The organism is Spiroplasma endosymbiont of Clivina fossor (genome assembly GCF_964031115.1).
Classification (GTDB): Bacteria; Bacillota_I; Bacilli_A; order Mycoplasmatales; family Nriv7; genus Nriv7.
In genome coordinates, this window is the sequence record NZ_OZ035006.1 from 190,190 (window position 1) to 209,201 (window position 19,012).

General features: G+C 26.2%; 21 protein-coding genes and 3 pseudogenes. 6 read left to right on the plus strand and 18 right to left on the minus strand.

All coding sequences use genetic code 4. From position 1 onward, the window contains the following. Positions 1-74: 74 nt before the first annotated feature. Positions 75-236, plus strand: a pseudogene (locus AAHM82_RS01320) (IS256 family transposase); the annotation flags it as partial. 104 nt (positions 237-340) lie between these two features. Here the strand turns inward: AAHM82_RS01320 and tpx are convergent. Beyond that, a complete protein-coding gene (gene tpx, locus AAHM82_RS01325; protein WP_342264307.1) occupies positions 341-829 on the minus strand; it encodes a thiol peroxidase in 489 nt (162 codons plus the stop codon). 92 nt (positions 830-921) lie between these two features. Here tpx and metG point away from each other — a divergent pair, with 92 nt between their 5' ends. Then, on the plus strand, positions 922-2,469 hold the full coding sequence (gene metG, locus AAHM82_RS01330; protein WP_342264308.1) for a methionine--tRNA ligase: 1,548 nt from the start codon (positions 922-924) through the stop codon (positions 2,467-2,469). Positions 2,470-2,497: 28 nt separating this feature from the next. Further along, positions 2,498-2,899, plus strand: coding sequence for a hypothetical protein (locus AAHM82_RS01335; protein WP_342264309.1), 402 nt, complete (start codon positions 2,498-2,500; stop codon positions 2,897-2,899). A 399-nt stretch (positions 2,900-3,298) separates the two neighbouring features. Here AAHM82_RS01335 and AAHM82_RS01340 read toward each other — a convergent pair whose 3' ends face one another. Next, positions 3,299-3,550, minus strand: a complete 252-nt coding sequence (locus AAHM82_RS01340; RefSeq protein ID WP_342264310.1) for a hypothetical protein — start codon at positions 3,548-3,550, stop codon at positions 3,299-3,301. 33 nt (positions 3,551-3,583) lie between these two features. Here AAHM82_RS01340 and AAHM82_RS01345 point away from each other — a divergent pair, with 33 nt between their 5' ends. Continuing rightward, on the plus strand, positions 3,584-4,804 hold the full coding sequence (locus AAHM82_RS01345) for an IS256 family transposase (RefSeq protein ID WP_342263729.1): 1,221 nt from the start codon (positions 3,584-3,586) through the stop codon (positions 4,802-4,804). Positions 4,805-4,850: 46 nt separating this feature from the next. On the opposite strand, the gene AAHM82_RS01350 is transcribed toward AAHM82_RS01345, so the two are convergent. The 13 genes from AAHM82_RS01350 to AAHM82_RS01405 all read right to left on the minus strand — a co-directional run bounded on the left by AAHM82_RS01350 (position 4,851) and on the right by AAHM82_RS01405 (position 13,055). Further along, on the minus strand, positions 4,851-5,933 hold the full coding sequence (locus AAHM82_RS01350) for an integrase core domain-containing protein (RefSeq protein ID WP_342264311.1): 1,083 nt from the start codon (positions 5,931-5,933) through the stop codon (positions 4,851-4,853). A gap of 69 nt (positions 5,934-6,002) precedes the next feature. Further along, positions 6,003-6,464, minus strand: coding sequence for a hypothetical protein (locus tag AAHM82_RS01355; RefSeq protein WP_342264312.1), 462 nt, complete (start codon positions 6,462-6,464; stop codon positions 6,003-6,005). 202 nt (positions 6,465-6,666) lie between these two features. Continuing rightward, on the minus strand, positions 6,667-8,424 hold the full coding sequence (locus AAHM82_RS01360; protein WP_342264313.1) for a hypothetical protein: 1,758 nt from the start codon (positions 8,422-8,424) through the stop codon (positions 6,667-6,669). 478 nt (positions 8,425-8,902) lie between these two features. Next, on the minus strand, positions 8,903-9,295 hold the full coding sequence (locus tag AAHM82_RS12610; protein WP_342264845.1) for a transposase family protein: 393 nt from the start codon (positions 9,293-9,295) through the stop codon (positions 8,903-8,905). After that, on the minus strand, positions 9,292-9,732 hold the full coding sequence (locus tag AAHM82_RS12615) for a transposase family protein (RefSeq protein WP_342263396.1): 441 nt from the start codon (positions 9,730-9,732) through the stop codon (positions 9,292-9,294). The genes AAHM82_RS12610 and AAHM82_RS12615 overlap by 4 nt, the downstream gene beginning before the upstream one ends. Before the next feature lie 142 nt (positions 9,733-9,874). Further along, positions 9,875-10,120, minus strand: coding sequence for a hypothetical protein (locus tag AAHM82_RS01370; protein WP_342263902.1), 246 nt, complete (start codon positions 10,118-10,120; stop codon positions 9,875-9,877). 9 nt (positions 10,121-10,129) lie between these two features. Next, positions 10,130-10,456: a hypothetical protein gene (locus AAHM82_RS01375; protein WP_342190102.1), complete on the minus strand. Its 327-nt coding sequence runs from the start codon at positions 10,454-10,456 to the stop codon at positions 10,130-10,132. A gap of 13 nt (positions 10,457-10,469) precedes the next feature. Beyond that, complete coding sequence (locus tag AAHM82_RS01380; RefSeq protein WP_342263903.1) at positions 10,470-11,453, minus strand: hypothetical protein; 984 nt, start codon at positions 11,451-11,453, stop codon at positions 10,470-10,472. A gap of 37 nt (positions 11,454-11,490) precedes the next feature. Further along, the gene (locus AAHM82_RS01385) at positions 11,491-11,733 is read right to left on the minus strand and encodes a hypothetical protein (protein WP_342262309.1); all 243 of its coding nucleotides are present in this window, start codon (positions 11,731-11,733) and stop codon (positions 11,491-11,493) included. Between the two features lie 15 nt (positions 11,734-11,748). Next, positions 11,749-11,943: a hypothetical protein gene (locus AAHM82_RS01390; RefSeq protein WP_342263904.1), complete on the minus strand. Its 195-nt coding sequence runs from the start codon at positions 11,941-11,943 to the stop codon at positions 11,749-11,751. A 200-nt stretch (positions 11,944-12,143) separates the two neighbouring features. After that, positions 12,144-12,356, minus strand: coding sequence for a hypothetical protein (locus tag AAHM82_RS01395; RefSeq protein ID WP_215825617.1), 213 nt, complete (start codon positions 12,354-12,356; stop codon positions 12,144-12,146). A 29-nt stretch (positions 12,357-12,385) separates the two neighbouring features. Further along, positions 12,386-12,562, minus strand: a complete 177-nt coding sequence (locus AAHM82_RS01400) for a hypothetical protein (protein WP_342264314.1) — start codon at positions 12,560-12,562, stop codon at positions 12,386-12,388. 163 nt (positions 12,563-12,725) lie between these two features. Continuing rightward, positions 12,726-13,055 carry a hypothetical protein gene (locus AAHM82_RS01405; RefSeq protein ID WP_342263905.1) on the minus strand — a complete coding sequence of 110 codons (330 nt, stop codon included), beginning with the start codon at positions 13,053-13,055 and terminating at the stop codon, positions 12,726-12,728. 297 nt (positions 13,056-13,352) lie between these two features. Between AAHM82_RS01405 and AAHM82_RS01410 the strand changes: the two are divergent. Beyond that, positions 13,353-13,517, plus strand: a pseudogene (locus AAHM82_RS01410) (IS256 family transposase); the annotation flags it as partial. Between the two features lie 42 nt (positions 13,518-13,559). After that, a pseudogene (locus AAHM82_RS12620) lies at positions 13,560-13,934 on the plus strand (transposase); the annotation flags it as partial. 150 nt (positions 13,935-14,084) lie between these two features. On the opposite strand, the gene ruvX reads toward AAHM82_RS12620, so the two are convergent. The 3 genes from ruvX to AAHM82_RS01425 all read right to left on the minus strand — a co-directional run bounded on the left by ruvX (position 14,085) and on the right by AAHM82_RS01425 (position 18,796). Next, complete coding sequence (gene ruvX / locus AAHM82_RS01415; RefSeq protein WP_342264316.1) at positions 14,085-14,507, minus strand: Holliday junction resolvase RuvX; 423 nt, start codon at positions 14,505-14,507, stop codon at positions 14,085-14,087. Next, entirely contained in the window at positions 14,495-17,242 is a 2,748-nt protein-coding gene (alaS, locus tag AAHM82_RS01420) for an alanine--tRNA ligase (RefSeq protein ID WP_342264317.1), read from the minus strand. The genes ruvX and alaS overlap by 13 nt, the downstream gene beginning before the upstream one ends. Positions 17,243-17,311: 69 nt before the next feature. After that, positions 17,312-18,796, minus strand: a complete 1,485-nt coding sequence (locus AAHM82_RS01425) for a hypothetical protein (RefSeq protein WP_342264318.1) — start codon at positions 18,794-18,796, stop codon at positions 17,312-17,314. Between the last annotated feature and the right edge of the window lie 216 nt (positions 18,797-19,012).

A 19,012-nucleotide genomic window follows, 5' to 3' on the forward strand; every position in this document is an offset into this window, starting at 1 on the left:
AAAAATTTTAAATAAAAAAATAAATTCGACCCCTTTTAAAAAAACTGCTTGTGCTTGTCATAAGTCTGTGGTATATTACAAATAAAAAGATTTTTTCTAATGACGCATCAGTTTTTAAAATATTTTATTTAGCATTTCAAAATATGGTTAAGAAATGAACGATGCCAATTCAAAATTGGGGTAGTGCGATTTCACATTTAATGATAAAATTTGAGGACAGAGTGAATTTAAGTTAATTACTTAAAGACACAGTTAATTGTACAGTCCCTTATATTATATAAATTAATAATAAATAAAACACACTTTATACAAAGTGTGTTTTTTGTTGCAACATATGTGATTATTTGTTTAAAAAGTCTCATAGTTTAGCGTAATTCGGTTCCACTGATGTTTCTTCGTTAATATCAATGTAGATAATGATGTTATTTTCATCTAAGACTAATAAGGTTCTTGCTAAAAGTTCTAGTTTTTGGATTACTAAACCGGTTTTAATGCCGAAATCACGGTATTTGTAGTCAGATATAAGGATGTGATTATTGTCTTTAAAACTCTCACAAGCTCTATTTTGGGCGAAGGGTAGGTCTCTTGAAATTGTAATTAGTTGCATATTTTCTAGTTTACTAATATTTTTGTTCATATGTTTAGTTTGGATTAAACAAGTGTTAGTGTCAACACTGGGGACGACTGAGATTACTTTCTTTTTATTGACGATGTCAGTTATTTTAAAGTCTGACATATTAAGATTAGTGGCGATAAAATTAAGAGTTTCACCAATTTTAATTGGTTCTTTAATTAATTGTAAAGGTTTTCCTTTCATTTTTACTTCCATATTGGTCCTCCTTAGGGTATGCATAATTTAATTATATAAAGAAATGATGTAATATAATATATAATATAAATAATTTGATAAAGGATGAAGTTATGCAACCAAAATATTTTTATGTTTCAACGCCAATATATTATCCGAATAATGAATTGCACTTAGGACACGCGTATACAACAGTTTTAAGTGATGTTTTAGCGCGTTATAAGAAACAACAAGGTTATGATGAAGTATTTTTTACTACTGGTAGTGATGAACACGGACAAAAAATTGCTAAAGCGGCACAATTAGCAAATATTACCCCCCAAGAATTTGTTGATGACATCGTTAATAAGTTTAAGGATTTATGAACAGCCTTACACATTGATTATTCTAAATTTATTAGAACTAGTAGTCAAGAACATACTATTGTTGTTGAAAAAATCTTTAATCAGTTATTAGCCCAAGAAGATATTTATTTAGATCAATATGAAGGCTGATATTGTATTGCTTGTGAAGAATTTGTTACTAAATCACAAATTTCTCGTGATAAGTTGCATTTGTTGTGTAATCAACAATTAAAGTTTTTACAAGAAGAAAGTTATTTTTTTAAAGTTTCAAAGTATCAAAAACAATTGTTAGCTTATTATCATCAACATCCTGACTTTATTTATCCCGAATCACGAATGAATGAAATGATTAATAATTTTTTAAGTCCGGGACTTCAAGATTTAAGTGTTACAAGAACAAGTTTTAATTGAGGGATTCCGGTTAAAGAAAATTCCAAACATATAATTTATGTTTGAATTGATGCTTTAAGCAATTATTTAAGTTCATTAGGTTATCTTTCATCAGATAATAGTGAATTTAATAAATATTGAGGAGAAAATAGTGAAATTGTGCAATTTTTAGGTAAAGAAATTACTAGATTTCATGCTATTTATTGACCAATCCTATTAATGGCATTAAATATTCGTTTACCTAATAAACTAATTAGTCATTCATGAATCACAATGAATGATGATAAAATGTCAAAATCAAAAGATAATAGTATTAATCCATTACAATTAATTAATGAGTATGGTAGTGATGCTTTACGATTTTTTCTTGTTAATGATTTACATATTACCAGAGATAGTAATTATAGCTTACAATTATTAATTGATTCTTATAATAGTAATTTAGTTAATAATTTAGGTAATTTATTATCAAGAACAATGACAATGACCGAAAAATATTTTAATAATGTTATTCCGCAGTATGTTCCTAGTACTAATGATTTAGATAAGGCATTAGAACAACACATTCATTTAACAATTGAAAGTTATGAAGCAAAAATGAATCAATATTTAATTAATGATGCTGTTAAAGCGGTAATTGAATTATTACATTATGCTAATAAATATATTGAAGAAAGAACTCCTTGAATATTATTTACTAATCATGATGTTAATTTAAGTAAAGTTATTAATAATTTATTACAAGTTTTAAAAGTAAGTGCGTATTTATTACAACCGATTTTAGTAACGAAAAGTATTGTTATTTTTCAACAATTAAATATTAATTACGAACAGTTAAATTTTACAAATTTAACTAATTTTCATGATTTAGATAATGTTAAAATTAATTTGAAACAGATATTATTTCCGCGAATAAATAATAGTTAATTATTTTTAATTTAAAGGAGGATATTTTATGAAAATTACTAAAGATGCTAATAAATGATGGTTTATTTATGAAATCGTAATTGCAGTTTTTACATTATCAGTTTTAATTTTTGGTTATGTTGAACATTTAATAACTAAAACTTGAATGCGAAGTATTGATGAACCTTTTTCTTATATGGGTTTTCAAGGTCAATATTTTAGTTATTTTACAATTCAAAGTAATATTATTGTTTTTGTGTGATTTCTATTAGCAGCAATTTATCATTTTAAAAGTGATAAACCAGTAATTTTAAAGCAAGGTGGTTTAATTGTCATCTCATTATATATTTCTATTACTTTTATAACATATATGACAATGATGCTTCCTTTTGCGGCGACAACAATGACACGGACGCATAAAGTTTTGTTAGGTGGGAAAAGATTTGAATAAGTATTAAGACAGTCAGTAATGATTGTCTTTTTATTTTATAAGGTGTTAAAAATTTGTTCTTTGAAAATTAAATACAAGTGAATTAATAATGTTGGTATGTATTAAGACACGATAAATTGTGGGTGGTCGCCATAACCAAAAGAAGTTTACCAGTTAATAGATAATACCCTATTAGCTATAGCAATTTGTTTCGTTTTGCAATAAAAAAATGAATGGGTGGATTTCCTAAAAATATACACGCTATTAAATTAGTTCCAAGGGCAGGATGCGGATGTTAAAGTGTAGAAATTTCTTTTAATTTTGTCGAAAACTCTTGATAAAATAAAAAAAATCATCAACTTGATAATTTTAAAAGGCTTTTATGTAAAATTATTATTTTTACTTTAACTTTTTTATACATTAAAATATAATACCGCTGTTTGTTTTTGGAGTTAAGCCCTTATGTTGGTATTTTCATTTTCAGAGATTTAAATAATTTTGAATATTAGTAAAACTTAAACCATGATAATGAATTAAGGCTTCTTTAAGACTAGATTGTAATTTACTGATTTTATTTAGGTTACGATAACTAGCTTCAGGATTAATTGTTGTTTTAGTTACACATAAAGTAGAATTTGAGCCTGTCCAAAATTCTGTGTCTCGATAATTCATTCTGAATTATACTTAAAAGAAGGAGAACAGAAAATGACAAAAAAAATAAAAAAAGAACCTGACGCAATTGATAAAGTTGTTGATTATTTTTTAGAAAATATTGATAATCCACAAGATTTATTTAAAGGCAATACTATTTTTCAGGAATTTACCAAAAAATTAACTGAACGAATGTTAAATACGGAAATTAAAGATTATCTTGAAACTGATGAGAATCATAATAAAAGAAATGGCAACACACAAAAAACCATTATTACTAAAAATGGTTCAATCGCAATTGATGTACCAAGAGATCGAAATAGTACTTTTGAACCAGTAATTATTCCAAAAAGACAAAGAAGATTTGATAACTTTGATCAAAAAGTAATTTCTTTATATGCAAGAGGAATGACAATTTCTGATATCAAAGCACAATTGCAAGAATTCTATCACGGAGCAGAAATTTCAGAAAGTTTAATTAGTCAAATAACTGATGATGTTATTGAAGAAGTTAAAATGTGACAAACTAAACCTTTAGAGAAGATTTATCCGATTGTTTATTTTGATTGTATTGTTGTTAAAGTAAAGCAAGATAAACGAATAATAAATAAAGCAGTTTATCTTGCCTTAGGAATTAATTTAGATGGTTTAAAAGATATTTTAGGAATGTGAATTAGTGAGAATGAGGGAGCCAAATTTTGACTTAATAATCTTACGGAAATGAAAAATCGTGGGTTACAAGATATTCTTGTTGCTTGTAGTGATAATTTAACTGGGATGTCTGATGCAATAGAAGCTGTTTTCCCAAAAACACAGCATCAATTATGCATTGTTCATCAAATTCGCAATAGTTTAAAATTTGTTCCTTACAAAGATCGCAAACTTGTAGCTAATGATTTAAAATCAATTTATACAGCAATTAATGAAGAAATAGCGTTAATTGCTTTAGATCATTTTTCAGAAAAATGAAATAAAAAGTATCCACAAATTACTAAATCATGAAAAAATAACTGAAATAATTTAATAATTTTTCTTGAATATCCTCAGGAATTTAGAAGAATTATTTACACAACTAATGCGATTGAATCTGTTAATAGTCAATTAAGAAAAGTCATTAAGAATAAAAAGATTTTTCCTAATGACGCATCAGTTTCTAAAATATTTTATTTAGCATTTCAAAATATGGTTAAGAAATGAACGATGCCAATTCAAAATTGGGGTAGTGCAATTTCACATTTAATGATAAAATTTGAGGACAGAGTGAATTTAAGTTAATTACTTAGAGACACAGTTAATTGTACAGTCCCAAAATATAGACAAATTATTTTCTTAAAAATTTTTGTAATGTTTGAAATGGCGTTTTAGTGTTTAATGATGAATGACAGCGTTCAAAGTTATAAAAGTAATAATATTTGTTTAAATAATGTTGAAGTTCATTTTGATTTAATTTTTTATCCTTGGAATAAAATAACTTGTTATAATGTTGATGGAATCGTTCAATCTTCCCATTGGATTGAGGCGAACGAATTGGCGTCGTTTCGTGAACGATTCCGCTTTTTGAAAGAAAGGTTGTAAAAGGCCTTTCTTTTACTTTGTATGCTTTTTTATTACTTCAATTAGTAGTAGTGAATTCAGGAGCATTGTCAGTACGAAGGCGTTTAATGGTTATGCCAAGTTCACTAAAATCTTTCATTGCTCTTTGCACGGCATTAATAGCATTGTTAGTTCCTAAACTATCATAAACATAACCAAATACTATCCGTGTTATTTCGTCAATGAAATCATAAATGTAATATTTTTTATCAACCGGAAAATTTGATGTGGTAATTATTTTGGCATCCATTTGTAAAAGACCAATCTCGGAAACTTCATAACGCTTAAAATGGCGTTTTGTTTGTTTGATTTGTTGTTTTAATTCTTTTCAACGAGGGTCAGATTTAATTCAACGATAAAAAGTTTTGATATTTTTAGGAACTTCTGAATTTTTAACATCGTGAAAACCAATTTTTAAATTGTTAAATAAAGACCACATTCCGCCAGCTTGAAGATTTTTGTAATCAAAATATAAATCACATACTTTTTCGCGAGAATTTAAACTATATTGATAATTAAGATTTTGTGGTTTTGTAGTTTTAAACAATAACAAATCTAAATTATCAGAATAATAAGCGGTCATAATTTTTTGTGCCCAGCGATAAAAGGTTTTCGTTGCATTCTTAAAATATTTTTTAATAAGTTTTGTTAAAGTAGTTTCTTCGATATAAAAATAAGTACATAAATTTAAATAGGCAGTAATGCGTTTTTTAGTTTTATAGTAATAAGGATTACGGCAATTAGCACTTAGTCAACTTTGGATTTTTGCTTTTAAATCTGCTAAATCAGCTTGGGAAATAATATATTTCATTTTTAAACTCCTTAAATTAAGAAAATCGCATTACAAAAAATACGATTTTCAAGAATATTTATTAAATTACTAATTTTTTTTATTAGGTATTTCCGTCGAGAATGACGTGATATGAAACATTTTCGTGTTAAGACCTTGTGGAACTTTCTTGTTAAGAAATACTTTAAAATTAATTAAATTATCAATAAAATAAAATTCTTTAAAAGGCTTGAACTTATAAGAACCATTAGAACGATAAAAGTTATTAATTTGATTATAACCAGCACTATCTTTGTCAACAAATAATTGAAGGGCTGGTCTTTGAACAAAATCGCCATTACCTATTTGAATATCAAAATCACTAGAAAGCTTTAAATCAGTAGCATCAATTTCTAAATGATATGAACCCTGGCCATAACCACTAATTACTCAAGCGCTTTTACCAATTTTAGAAAATTGTAATTTATATGTTTTTAAATCATTGCCATTTTTACTACATCCAAAAATAAACATTACACACACTAAATTTAAAGCTGATAAAAATTTTCGCATAAAGAAAAATCCTCCTTTCAAAGGAATTATATTATAAAAAATAATGGCAATATTTAAGAGAACTTTTTTAATATCATTAATAAGATTGCTAAGGGTACTACAAATTCAAATAACATCTGAAATGCCGGAATAACTTCAAACACCGGAAAGGCGGTTTTGGTAAAATTAATCGTTGTTTTAGCAATATCCGCAAGGGGGCGAATTAAAAGATTAATCCCCGAAAGACCAAGTAGTGTCAATTCAACACACTAACAGAAGCGTGCTGAATGCCACAAGATATTGCGCTAAATAAGCCCCAATAAGAACAGTTGGGCGTAGGAATTAAATCATCGGTATTACCATTTATTCCGCCACCAATAAAAGCTGTTGAATTCAAAATATTAAAATCGTATAAAGAATAATGATATCCAGTGCTTTCATTTTTCTTTTTATATAGTGGAAAAGTCAGTGTAAAAATATTAATTCCATACATTACATCGACTTTAGCATTATAAAAATGCAGTTTATTACTAGTGGCGTTTCATAATTGATTATCATATGCTTTTAACACATTAAAATCTATTTGATAAGAACTTTTACCAGTATTAAAACCATTGGCAATTTGTTTATCTTTAACAAAGAAATAGGAACGAAAAATCATATTCTTACTATTGTCCATTATTGAACCAAAGTTAATTAAATACTGTTTGGGATAAAAAGTAATTAAGGAACGATAGAAAAAACCCATTTGTAAAACATTTTTAGGAATTTGTTGCATCCCTTTGTAATCTAATTCTACATAAGTAGAGGCATCCATATCAAAACTGGCATAAAAAAATTGTACAAAAAACTCACCTAAAACTTTATAAAGTTTATTAAATAACCCATTAATAAAATCAATGGTTAAATCTTTTTGGTAATAAAGCATAAAATCCTTAAAATCAACTTTTAATTTATCATCATAGCGTAAAAAATGGAAGGTATTACCATAATAATTAACTTGTCCAAAAAAGGTATTAATAAAATCTCCTCCAAAACTTGTTCGCGAGCCAGATTTTCAAAGTGATTTACCATTTTCTAAAAACTCATTATAACCCACAATGCTACCATGCTCAGTTTTTATAGTAATAACATCACCAAAACTAGAAAAGGAAAGTTCTCTAAAAATAATTTTTTCCATCATATCAGCTTCAGGATATGAATTTTTGCGACTTAAACTAAATTTACTATTTTGTTTAAAACCATTTAATTTAATTGATATTTCACTCATATATTTAAAATTCTCATCAAAGAAATTAAAAATTGGCACTCAATATAAATAACTATAATTAAATTTATCAAAATCTCGGCGTTGTATCATTAAATAATCAAGTTTATCTTGAAACTGATTATACTGATATTCACCATCATTTTTAGTTATTACTGTTGGTAATAATTGCTCGTTATCTTTTTCAGGTAAAGGAGGCATTTCCGTCGAGAATGAAGTGATATGAAACATTTTCGTGTTAAGACCTTGTGGAACTTTCTTGTTAAGAAATACTTTAAAATTAATTAAATTATCAATAAAATAAAATTCTTTAAAAGGTTTGAACTTATAAGAACCATTAGAACGATAAAAGTTATTAATTTGATTATAACCAGCACTATCTTTGTCAACAAATAATTGAAGGGCTGGTCTTTGAACAAAATCGCCATTACCTATTTGAATATCAAAATCACTAGAAAGCTTTAAATCAGTAGCATCAATTTCTAAATGATATGAACCCTGGCCATAACCACTAATTACTCAAGCACTTTTACCAATCTTGGAAAACTCTAATTCACAACTTTCACCACATTGACTGGTGTTTGTAGCTCGTTTTTCTCGTTTCATAAAAAATTGTTCCATATTAGGTTTTGGTGGTTGTTTTGTATCAAAGAACACCCCTAACGGTACCAAAATAATAAACATTACAATAAATCAAGAAACAATCTTATGCATCTCATCACACCTTAAAACTCTTTTTTATCGCTTTAAAAGCATCAGAAAATTTATACTGTTGATGTTGTGGACATTCACAATTAGCAACTTGCATTTGATGCTTTCTAAAAACTTTATTAAAGTAATAACCCCTAATAATTAACTTAATACCAGTTATTAACAAATAAACGATTAATAATCAAAAATACACCTTAAGAACTATATTTTGGAAATCAAACAATATAAAATCTTTAAAAAACTCATCTGTGTTAGTTCGAATTTTTGTTAAAAATATTCAAATCAGAGTAATAAAACTATGAAATATAATAGACTTCTTGCAAAATTAATATGATAATTATAATTTTTAAATTTAAAATAAATATAAAAGTGTTATTAAAATAATTTTTAGATTATTTTTACAAATATTTTGTCATTAAAACATAATAAAAATTATTATTTACAATAAAAAAAGACTGAAATTTTAAATTATCAAATATATTTAAACTAATAGTTGTAAATTATAAATTGAAGCTATTAAATTAAATCTTAAAGCAAATCTTTTTCTACGATTTCGATATTTTTCACTAATAATTTTAAATTTTTTAAGTATAGCAAAAACATTTTCAATAACAATTCTCATTTTTGAAATTCGCTCATTATTTTGCTTTTCTTCTTTATTTAAAGGGTTTTTCTTTGATTTTCTTTTAGGAATTAAAACATTATGATTAATTTTTTGTATGCCTTGATAACCTAAATCCACTAAAACAGTTGTTTCTGGTAAAAATTTAATTTTTGAATCTTTTAAAATTTTAAAGTCATGGTTTTTACCATAAGAAAAATCAGAACTAATAATTTTTTTACTATCTTTTTCAATTATAACTTGTGTTTTTATTGTGTGTTTTTTCTTTTTTCCTGAGTAGTGCTGTTTTTGTCTTTTTTTGGGCGTTGGATTTGGCTTTCAGTTACATCAATTATAACAGTCTTATCTTTGAAATAATCTTTTAATAGTGATTTTTGACCAGTAAGTTGTTGAAAATTAGGGTGTTTTATTAAAGTGTCTTCAATTCATTTGATATTTCTATAACAACTACTTTCACTAATATCATAACTTTTTGCAATATGAAAATAAGTTCTATATTCTCTTCAATATTCTAAAGTCATTAAAATACGATTTTCTAATGATAATTTATTGGTTCTTCCGCGACGAAATCTCTTTTTTAATTCTTCTATTTTTAAAATTTCTAGCATTTTATTAAAAGTAGTATGTTTAATACCAGTTAATCTTAAAAAATTTTTATCACTTATTTGATTATTTTTTTTAAATTTCATTTAAATTCCACCTTTTTATTAAAAACAACAATTCAATTATATTTTAAATTAATTTTGCAAGAAGTCTAATAAAAAAATGTATAAGACCTAAACAGCTTTTAAATCATTTAATACTTAATATTTTCTTTAACTTCTTCATTTTTTAACTCCTTAAAATTAAATATATTGTTGATAAAATACAAATCGTTCCTAAAATTTGGAAAATCGGATGTTGGGAAAATAACCTTATCATTGGTTTAAACAAATCTAAAATTTTAATATTATTTGATAAAACTTTATTAAAATATTCTAAACCTTCACGCACATAGGCTCATAAACTTAAAAAGTCATTTAAAGCAAAAATAGAAAAAACAGCAACAAGAATAAATAAAATTATCAATTTAAACATTTTAAAAACCTACCTTTTTATTCGCCGTCCATGTTGATTAACTCACGGTCTATTTTTAGGACTATTACCACTGAATTTCTTAATTGGACCACTAGATGATTTTTTCTTTGCTCCTCAATTAGCAACTGATTTTTGATATTTTTTACGAAAACCAACTTTTGGTCGTTCAATATGAATACCTAAAATACCACCAATTACAAGATTTATTACAAGCATAATTAGCGGAAAAATAATAATGCGAATATCTGTTCCAGGAATGGTTAAAGTTCAAATTAAATCAAAAACTTTATAAAACATATCGCCAATCAAACTAGCCATTTTTTCTAAGTTTTCCATTTTTTAAACTCCTTTACTTGTTTTTCTTCTTCAGATTATTTTTTAACTTAGTAAGTATCTTACTGAATTTTTCCATTTTTAAGTATTCTAACGCTTCAATATCCATTACATTATCATTTCAAAATTTATGTCGATAATTATCGTTCAAAGCACGATTACTTAATTCACGCAAGAATGATAAATATTTATTATCATAAAGATTTAAAATTGACATCGGAATTTTCAATTTAAAGAAATAAATATCTAATTCCGGAATGCTACGATACTTGATTTTGCGACCTTTTTTATCATTTTTTGCATTAATTAGAGTTAATCGTCATTGTTCGTATTCGCTTACCGATTTAAAAGTGCCATAAACAACTTGCAAATAGGGTCGGAAAATACTAACCGGTTTTTTTCTAATGCCAACAATTATTGAATTCGCAATATCACGAACTTTAACTCATATATGTTCAGCTCGTTGTCCGCTTGCTAATACGATATGGGTAAATTGTCGAGCCGAAGCGAAATATTCTTGTAAACCTTGGGTTACTCTATCATTTTCTTTATAGTCAGTTCCTTCTAAAAATAAGTTAGTTTCATCTCATAACAGCAAATGCTTTTCTTCTAATATCGGATAATTATAATCTAATAAAGACATATGCCCTAATGAAAGCATTTGTTTATCCGTAATCGGAAAAGTAGAAATCGTTTTTCAACCACTTAATAAGTAAGAAGCTAAAACCATTAAAGCGGTTTTTCCAGTTCCTAAGGCACCAATTACTAAATTTAAAGGTGAATTTAATAAGAAATTAATAAAACTACGGCGAGCAAAAAAATGAGAAATTTTAGTATATAAAACATACAAAGCAATTAATAAATAAATAATATCAAATAACATTCTTCAACTTTGGGGATTATAATAATGCAAAATCGCACCATAGAATCACGCAATAATAAATAAAGTGCGATTTAAAGTCACAAAATCATATAATCTTAAATTTATTTTTTTAAACAATAGCATCACTTAAATCACACTTTCTTTATTTTTATTACTATCTGCCAGGCATTAATTTTTCAAACATTTTGAAAGCGATTAAAAATAAACCAATAATCACGCCAAGCAAGAAAACTCAATATGTAGCAAAGAAATTAACGACATTTGGCATATTGCCACCAATAATATCAGTTCAAATATTACCAAATGCTTTAATTAATGCTTTTCATAAGTTAGTAACCGCTTGTTCACCAGTAATTGCTACTGGTGTATTTCCTTCTACTAAGAAATTTATTAACATATAATCACCCCCTTTCTAAACAAAATATGATTTAACCTTATAAAATAAAATAACCATAAATAAGACAGTGAATACTAATACCATTCAAAAGGCAATATTTGCTATTAAAAGTCAAAGTGGTTCTTTGGTTAAATCAATTTCTTTACCAGAAACTCACGCCGGAATAGTTGTAATTTGGATAAATAAATCTCAAAAATACAATTTTGTCATTTCTCAATTTAAATCTTTTCAAGCAACTAAAAACATAATAATTACCGCTTAAAAGGTCAAAAGAGTAGAAAAATAATTGCTGAGAAGAGCATTACAATTATTAAAATTGAAAACAAAAATACAACTTGGGGTGGTAAATCAGCAGTTGGATAAATTAATTCAATTAATTCAATAATTATTTTTTTAAACATTTTCTAAACCTACTTTTTAATTTCTTTTTCATCTTGTTCTAACAAATTTCGTTTAAACTTTGCAATAAATATTCGTTGTGAATAAGTAAAATCTTTTGGTAGCTGTTTTGCTTCACTACCATATTTCTTTTTATCTTTAAAAAACCGATAAATATTAACCGCAATATAGTATGCTAGTAATAATGTTAAAATCGTAAAAAATACTAATCCAAATATACTCATCTTTCTTTTCTCCTTAATTTTCTAATTTTTTAATATGCAATATCAACACAAAGTCAATTATCACCAACTAAATCAGTTCTAACAGATTTAACTGCAGATTTAGACACTCAAAATTTTTGTTCTAATCCAGTTTTTTTATTAATAGAATATATAAACTCTTGACAATAATCTTTGCCAGACTCATCCACATTAACTCACATTTTCATTTCTAAAACTCCTCAAAAAAATTGCAATAACTTAGTTAAATAACTCAACTAACATAGATAATTAACGGGCGGAGCATACGCTTTCCGCACCGTTTAAACACCATAAAAACTAACTAAAATATTTTTTTATTTACCCCTATTCTTAAAACACCGTAAAACATTTTTAAAATGAATTTTTAAAATAATCAAAACTTACAACCTTTTTATCATGTTCTTTTTCAGCAACAAAAAAACCTAACAACTCATGACCTAAAATCAAACTAGACTCTTGACCTTTATCATTAATAAAAACTAACCGATATTCACCATCTCTAATTATTCCTATACAAATAGAATTATCATATTTTCCTTTATAAACAAATCGTTTCGAAAACCAAATACCAGTAGATTCATACAATCACGGAATTGCTGGTGCTTTAATAAGTACTGCATTTTGTGTTTCTTTTAAAAGATATTTTTCAGTATTTAAAAAAATATTTTCAATATTTCTCATATACATACCATCCTTACAATATTTAGTTATATTAAACTAAGTTATATTTAGCTTAGTTATCTAACTAAGTTAAATATTTATTTTTTTAAACATTTATGTTTAACAAAATTTGTTAGTAAACTTCGTTTACTAATTAACTTAGTTTATTATTATCAAGGCACAAAAAAATACAAGGCATAACTAAAAATAATAAATATTAATTTAACCTTATATTTCTTGTAATAAATAAATGAGCTCATATTTATTTATTAATTAACAGCAAGTTTGTAAAAACCAAAATCTTGTCATATGTATATGGTTTCTACAAATAAAAAGATTTTTCCTAATGACGCATCAGTTTTTAAAATATTTTATTTAGCATTTCAAAATATGGTTAAGAAATGAACGATGCCAATTCAAAATTGGGGTAGTGCAATTTCACATTTAATGATAAAATTTGAGGACAGAGTGAATTTAAGTTAATTACTTAGAGACACAGTTAATTGTACAGTTCCTTAAAAAAAAAAATCAATTTATACAGCAATTAATGAAGAAATAGCGCTAGTTGCTTTATTTCATTTTTCAGAAAAATGAAATAAAAAGTATCCACAAATTACTAAATCATGAAAAAATAACTGAAATAATTTAATAATTTTTCTTGAATATCCTCAAGAATTTAGAAGGATTATTTACACAACTAATGCGATTGAATCTGTTAATAGTCAACTAAGAAAAGTTATTAAGAATAAAAAGATTTTTCCTAATGACGCATCAGTTTTTAAAATATTTTATTTAGCATTTCAAAATATGGTTAAGAAATGAACGATGCCAATTCAAAATTGGGGTAGTGCAATTTCACATTTAATGATAAAATTTGAGGTCAGAGTGAATTTAAGTTAATTACTTAGAGACACAGTTAATTGTACAGTCCCTTTAATTCACTTGTATTTAATTTTCAAAGAACAAATTTTTAACACCTTATAAAATAAAAAGACAATCATTACTGACTGTCTTAATACTTATTCAAATCTTTTCCCACCTAACAAAACTTTATGCGTCCAGATGCTGCAAATAATCAAAATAGTTTTGTAAAATTAATTGTGCTGCTAATTTATCTTTATTCATTTTTCGTTTTTTTCGTGAAACATTAGCAGTTAACATTATTTGATTAGCAGATCGTGATGTTAATCTTTCATCTCATAAAATAATTTCGCAATTAGTTTTTGTTTTTAGTTGCAAAACAAAATCTTCAACCATTATTGTTGTTTTACTTTTAGATCCATTCATATTTAAGGGATGACCAACAATAATTATATCAGGATTTTCTTGTTTAATAAATTGTAATACTAAATTAATAGCTTGAGAAAAATTATATTCAGGAAAATTAATTGTTGCTTTTGATAAACTAATAATTCCTTGACCAATAGCTAAGCCAATTGTTTTGCTACCCACATCTAAACCTATATATTTCATAACACATCTTCTTGTTTTAATTGCTGTAATAATTCTTGCATTTTTATCTCATTATTAAATCCACCTAAAGCTAATTGCATATTTCCGCCACCAGAACCTTGACATTGTTTTGTTAAAGATTTAACAATTGTAACGGCACTTAATCCTTCTTTAATTAAAGATTCACTAACAACTACTAATAACGAATTTTTTGTATTAATATTTTTATTAGTAAAAATAATTACTAATTTATTATCTAATAACCGATATTTATCTGCTAATAACTTTAAAGTAGCAATCGCAAGGTCATTAAATTGATAAATTAAAATATTATATGTTGGCAATGAAATAATTTCCAGATTTTGATATTGATTAATTTGTTCTTTAATTAGTTTTTGTTCAACTTTTTTTTCTCATTTTTTAAAAGCAATTTGAAGTTCATAATATAATGTACGCAATTGTTTTCATGTCGCATTACTAATATTATTCATACTAGTAATGGTATTAAATAGTTGTTCAAGATAACTATCTGTTAATAAATTTTTATTATATTTTGCCAATTTTTCAGCACTTTTTGTTTTTAAATCTTTAATTTGTTCATCATAATAATTATTTATTGTTAGTGTTGATGTTAAAGCTTGAAAGCGATAAATACCACTTCCTTTGGATTCAATACTAGTAATTAATAATTGTTCAATATCACCTGTATATTTAACGTGTGTTCCTCCACATAATTCAATAGAATAATTACCAAACTTAACAACACGAACTTCTTTGTCATATTTCTCGTTAAAAAAAGCCATGGCATTCATTTTAATTGCTTCATCATAACTAGTAATATAAATTTCACAACTATCATTTTGTGCAATTCATTTAGTAACTAAATTATTAATAGCTTGTAAATTTTGGGTTGTAATTTCTTTATTGTAAGCAATATCTAGTCGTAAATATTGATAGTTATTAAATGAACTAATTTGCATGGCATCAGCACCTAAAATTTCTCTAATCGCTGAATGCAATAAATGAGTTCCCGAATGATTTTTCATTCCATAATTACGATGATGATGATTAATAACAGCACAAACAATATCATTAGTTTTTAAAGTGCCGTTAACTTGTATCCGATGAATGTGTTGCTTATTGGGTGCCAATTTGACATCAATAACTTCACCAAGCATTGTTGCATTACTAATTATTCCTGTATCGTTAGCTTGACCACCTTTTTCAGCATAAAATGGTGTGGCATCAAGTATCACATCAACAATATCATCTTTAACTGATGGTAACATTTCTTCACCATAAAATAAAGCTACCACTTTAGCTTGCGGATTTTCTTCTACTTCGTAACCAATAAAAATGCTAGGAATTTTTAAATCTAATAATAATTTATTTTGCATATCCATCGCTTCAATTTGTTGATTACTTCTTGCATTACGAGCATCTTTTCTTTGTGCTTCTAATAATTCATTATATCTTACTAAATCAATAGTAATTTTTTTTTCACTTGCTAACTCAATAGTTAAATCAATCGGAAAACCATAAGTATCATATAATTTAAAAGCATTTTCAGTCGTAATTGTTTTTTCTTCAATTAACATTTCATTAAAATGATTAAGACCTTGTTTTAGATTATTAAAAAACTTTTCTTCTTCCTTTTTAACAGTACTAGTAATAATCTCTTCTTTTGCTTCTAAATGAGGATAATAATCTTTCATCAAATTAACAACAATAATAACTAATTTATATAAAAACGGTTCATTAATGTGCAATTTATGACCATAAACCATTGCTCGACGAATTAAACGGCGAATAACATAACCACGATCTTTATTACTAGGAAAAACACCATCACCAATAGCAAAAGAAATCGCTCTAATATGGTCACTAATAACTTTAAATGCAACATTAATTTTTGTTTGGTCATTAGATTTTTCAAAGATATTATTTGGATCATAAGAAACTTTAACTAATTTAGTAATGCCTTCAATTATCGGTAAAAATAAATCAGTTTCAAAATTAGTAGGTACTTCTTGGATTATACAAGCCAATCGTTCTAACCCTGCCCCTGTATCAATATTTTTACGAGGTAAATCATGATAATTACCTTGTCCATCATTATTACTATCTGAAAAAACAATATTTCAAATTTCTAAATAACGATCATTTTCAATATCATCTTGCAATAACTTCAAACCATAGTTTTCTTTATCTCAAACAATTCCCCGATCATAAAAAATTTCCGTATTTGGACCACAAGGACCCTGACCCATATCTCAAAAGTTGGTATCACGACTCCCTAAAATAATCCGACTTGAATCTAAACCAATAACTTCTTTTCAAATTTTAATGGTATCAGTATCATCTAGAAAAACAGTAACAATCAGTTTATTAGCATCAATACCTAATCATTGTTTACTAGTTAAAAATTCTCAAGCAAAAACAATAGCCTCTTTTTTAAAATAATCACCAATTGAAAAATTACCTAGCATTTCAAATAAAGTATGATGTTTTGCTGTGTAACCAACATTTTCAATATCATTAGTTCGCAAGGCCTTTTGTGAGTTTACTAATCGTTGATGAGGTGGAGCTTTTCTACCATCAAAATACGGTTTTAAGGCTGCAACGCCAGAATTAATTCATAATAATGAATTATCATTAACAGGAATTAATGATGCACTAGGTAAAGCATAATGACCATTTTTAATAAAGAAATCAAGAAATTTCTGTCTAATCTCACTAGTTGTTAAGTATTTCATTAATTTATACCCCTTTAATTTAAAATTTATAAAAGCAATTTCTTATTATAAATATCGTTAGCAACTGCTTTAATTGTTGCTATTGTTGGTACCGCAATAATCATTCCTCAAATACCAATAATTGCCCCAAAAATAGAAATTCCCATTAATATTGTCACCGGATGTAATTTGGTTACTCGTCCAAAAACTTTTGGATAAACAACAAAAGCATTTTCAATTAATTGAACAATAAATGCACCAACTACAGCAACAATCATTGGGGGGTACCCAACTAACTAATTCATTCGTTCCTGATGGTGCTACTAAAGCATCTAACACTCCTGCTAAAGCAATGGGAACCATTCCAATAAATGGTCCCACATAAGGGACAATATTAGCAAAAGTCATAAATAAACCTAATACCGCAAAAGAACTTTTATATGTGGAACCACCCGCCACATAGCCAAACAAAGATTTTTGCAAAGCATTAGCAATAATTTCTTTGCGTTTAATATTTTTCCCAGGAATTAATTGCGTTTTTAAAAAATTAGTAAATGATTTATCGCCACCTAACAAAAACATTGTAATCATAATCGTAATAAATAAACCATAAATTGTATTAATAATATCAACTAAAAAAGTTGCTGAAAAAAATCATTGTGTTGTGGCCCCAAAACTAAATAACAACTGATACATTTTCCCTAATTTGTTACCATCAAAAGCATCACCAATTTTTGCATTATTAATTACAACTTCATTCACTAAATTTAAATTATTTTCATCTACAGTAATATTATTTGCTATTAACCATGCTTTGATTTCAGTATATAAATTTTTAAAATATTCACTAACACTATCTAATGATGGTTGTTTTAAATAGCGCAAATAATCAACAACAAATTTATTAGTTGAATCCAAATAAATACCATAGTCATTGCGTAATTTTGTTAATAAAATTTCCCAAGCACCTTTATTATTATCAAGTACTTTACTTTTAATTTGACTTAATATGTCTTGTCAATTATCTTTTATTGGTGTTCAATCAACATTAGTTTGTAATCGTCATTGTTCAGTTTCTGTATCATAAGCAAAACCAAAGATATGTGATAAAAGTGATTTATTTTGATCAACGCCTGTACCTTTTCAATTATCTAATCTTTCTTTAATAACTGTACTATCCTCTAAGAACTGACTAATAAAACTTACAAATTGGTCAATAAATAATCAAAGCAAAAAAACAATAATAAAAATACCAATTATTAGAGAAATAAAAAAAGTTAAATACTTTGCCACGGTTTTATTAAACTTTAATTTTATCAAACGATAAATTAACGGATTGAGAACTCAAATCACAGCTAATGCTAATCCTAAGGGAATAAAGGCTAAAATAACATTAAGAATAATTTGATCAGCACCCGTAAGTTTTAATAATAAAAGAACTACTAAACAAATTAAAATTATAAATAATCATCTTGTTCATTTGTGGTCAAAACTAATAGTAAATTTGGAAGAATTACCTTTACTGTTACCATTATTCGTTTTTATTTCAATGTTTTTAGTATCTGTTCTTTCCATTTTACAAATCGTTCCTTAAAATATTTTAAAAAATAAATTTACAATTAAAATTATATCATAAGAAATTAAATTTATTAAGAATACCTAAGGTGGGGTCGCGTTTAGTTTTGTTAGGTATTGCTTTGAAGAAGTAAAACAATCAGCTAATTATATTATTTAATTACTAAACTAACCCTGTCTTTCTTGTTTGTTGTCATTTTTATTCGTTTTCATTTT